This window comes from Paenibacillus sp. P4_E11, assembly GCF_056401635.1.
Genome location: NZ_JBFUIX010000307.1, coordinates 1 through 2,798 on the forward strand (window position 1 = coordinate 1; position 2,798 = coordinate 2,798).

Consider the following 2,798-nt stretch of genomic DNA (forward strand, 5'->3'; position numbering starts at 1 on the left):
GTATAAGGTTGATATGACACGGCTTAAATCTATCATTAGTCGACCGTTTCCCTAGCGGCGGATTCACGATGCACAACCCGAACGCGATTGCTACTTGTGGATGCGGGACTTCGTTCCGTACAGCGACAGATGCCGGGAAACCTAGTTCAGAACAGTGCTAATTCGGCTAGTAGCATGTCCCTTATGAACATCGATCACCAATGAGATACAATACGATTCGCGAATTATAACCTTCTGGACTTGTGTGGGCAGTTATTACACAATGGTTCAGGAGGTTTTTGTTGGGTAATCATATGTATGAAGGAGTTGTGTGGCAATGAAAGTGAAGGTAAGTTTAGCTGTTGGTCCTGAGCTGGTGAAGGAAGTGTGGCTGGATATCGACGATAAGAAGCTGGAGGAAATGCCGGAGGACGAAGTAGAGGCGATCATTGAAGTGTATGTAAGGGACTGGGCGGATCGTCAGCTCAGCATTTCGTGGGAAGCGGATTGACCGAGCTTATATGAAAAACAGAAATGCTAGATTCATAGATTGTGATAAAAGTTTTCTATAGGAAAATGGACCTGCCTCCCTGTGTATAACTTTATTCACAAAATTCGACCTTGATCCAATACAGGTTATGACACTTGTCAACAAAGTATTCACAGGATATCCACATCAGAATGTGGATATCAGCATGCTTGTTCCTATTGTAGGTCCATGCTACTATAGAGAAAATTTGGTAACGAAGTTGGGTGATATGGCATGAAATCGTTAAGTAACGAAGCGCTCATCGACTCCTACTTGAAGGCTATTGACTTGAAGCTGGACCGGGATTTTGTATCCCTCCTGTTAGCAGAAATCAAAAGACGCAAATTAAATGTGATGTACTACAGTCAGGATGCTTATGCGAACTGAGCATTTTGTTTATCCAATTTGATTAATTACATATTCAGACTAGGCCGGGTGGTAACCTTTACCACTCGGCCTTCGTCTATATTCAAGAGACAACATAACTATTCTCGGGGAGATGAATTGTACGGCATGAAGATGAACATGAAACGACGTCTATTATTGGCAGTGTCGGCTATAGCTGTACTGCTGCAAGCAACAGCTGGAGCGTCCGTCCAAGCGGAAAGCAATACTAGCTTGAATACGCCACCCCCAGGCTGGGAAGGCCTTATACCGATTACAGAGCCGCAGTATCCGCCATTTACGGTTATGGAAGGCTTTCCCGGTCCAATATCTTTTCCTGAGCCTCCTCTTGTCGAGAAGGATGTATTGCTTGTTCCAGCCAGAGCGCTGCTCGAACGGCTCGGGTACAGCGTAGGCTGGGATGATGCGGAGAAGGCGGTCATAGCAGAGAAGCAAGGGATGTCGCTTCACTTTCCGATTGCACAGTCTGAGGCAGTCGTGAACGGCATTAAGAAGCGATTGCCGACACCGGCGAGGCTCGAAGGGGCACTCGCTTATATTCCGCTTCGCTTCACAGCCGAAGCCGACAATCGCGAAGTGATCTGGCGATCCTATAACAAGCAAGTTGTGGTGCGAGAGAGCGGATCGCTTGCTCAAGTGAAAGTAATCTCGGTTGTGGAGGCACCGCTGCCAGAAGAGCAGATGAAGGAGCTGGCCTTGAAGGTCGGTGCATACAGTGGGCTGCAGCTGAAGCTCACCTCGCTTGGCAAGGACAATTACCAGCAGAAGGTGAACTTGCTCATAGCTTCTGGAGATTTACCGGAAATGCTGCTGATTCCCGACCCGTTCTTCTTGCAAGMTTCCATGATGTACAGCGTGTTCTGGGATCTGAAGCCGTTTCTAAGTGATTATCCGCATCTGAGTCTAGCAGTGGATCGCCTGGGCAACCAAGTGGTGTTGAACGATGGCGGTGTATATGGCATTCCCCGGCTGCAGAACGCTTATGACGGGACGTTCCCTGCCATTCGTCAAGATTGGCTGGAYAGACTAGGCTATATGATGCCAGCGACAATGGACGAGCTATACAACGTGCTGCTCGCGTTCGAAGCGAAGGACCCGGATGGCAATGGAAAGCGAGACACGATCGCTTTAACCGGAAGCCCAGGACGGAACGATCTGGATAATCTGGCGTGGGTGGAAAATGTTTTCAATGAAAGCGGTGGCCGTTTCAAGCTGACGAATGACACAGTGAAGGATACGTGGATGGATGCCGGAACCAAAGATGCGTTGAAATGGCTGAATAAAGCATATGCTGCAGGGTTTCTGGCCAAAGACTTCCCGGTATCCTCGGCGGAGCATGCCAAGCGGCTTGTGACGGAAGACCATGCAGGCGTTATGGCGATGACCGGCACTGAAGCGGCTCATATTACGGAACAGATGATTACCAAGATCAATTACGCACAATTGGTCCCCATTCCCTACTTGCAAGCAAAAACCGGGGGAATTCGGATTGTGCCAGCTTCCGTGGGTCACTCCGGTGTATTCGCCATTTCCAAATCGGTGTCGGAGACGAAAGTGAGGCGTATTCTCGATTTAATGGAGGCGTGGATGAGTGCAGGCGAGCAATCTGCCACCGAACGTGAAACGCTCAAGCCCCTTGAACCGTACTTCGGGAACGCTTCAGCAGCCGACTTGACCTCCGTGCAGAAGCAACGCGAGCAGATCGGGTCTGCTCAGCTTCAAGATCCGACTCTTGGGCTATTCTCCAACGAGATGAGAGCGAGGTTGTATGAAGCTGACAAGAAGCTGTATGAGACGAAAATCAAAATCATTTTGGGAGCTCTACCCATAGATAACTGGGATTCTGTCGTGGAGCAGGTGAAGAAGGATGCGGATTATCAAAGTG

Annotated in this window: 3 protein-coding genes and 1 pseudogene; all 4 read left to right on the plus strand. The window is 49.0% G+C overall.

The annotated features are described in order from the left end of the window. Positions 1–50 precede the first annotated feature (50 nt). A pseudogene (locus AC1DWB_RS33230) lies at positions 51–161 on the plus strand (iron-sulfur cluster assembly accessory protein); the annotation flags it as partial. A gap of 155 nt (positions 162–316) precedes the next feature. Continuing rightward, the gene (locus AC1DWB_RS33235) at positions 317–490 is read left to right on the plus strand and encodes a DUF7167 family protein (RefSeq protein WP_477545365.1); all 174 of its coding nucleotides are present in this window, start codon (positions 317–319) and stop codon (positions 488–490) included. A 252-nt stretch (positions 491–742) separates the two neighbouring features. Then, positions 743–895 (plus strand): sporulation histidine kinase inhibitor Sda, encoded by a 153-nt coding sequence (locus AC1DWB_RS33240; RefSeq protein ID WP_477545366.1) that lies wholly within the window; start codon positions 743–745, stop codon positions 893–895. 126 nt (positions 896–1,021) lie between these two features. Beyond that, positions 1,022–2,798, plus strand: a 1,777-nt coding sequence (locus AC1DWB_RS33245; RefSeq protein ID WP_477545367.1) for an extracellular solute-binding protein, incomplete at its 3' end; no start/stop codon positions are given.

Coding starts and splice junctions, on each gene's coding strand:
- AC1DWB_RS33235 (WP_477545365.1), top strand. CDS start 317: ATGAAAGTGAAGGTAAGTTTAGCTGTTGGTCCTGAGCTGGTGAAGGAA.
- AC1DWB_RS33240 (WP_477545366.1), top strand. CDS start 743: ATGAAATCGTTAAGTAACGAAGCGCTCATCGACTCCTACTTGAAGGCT.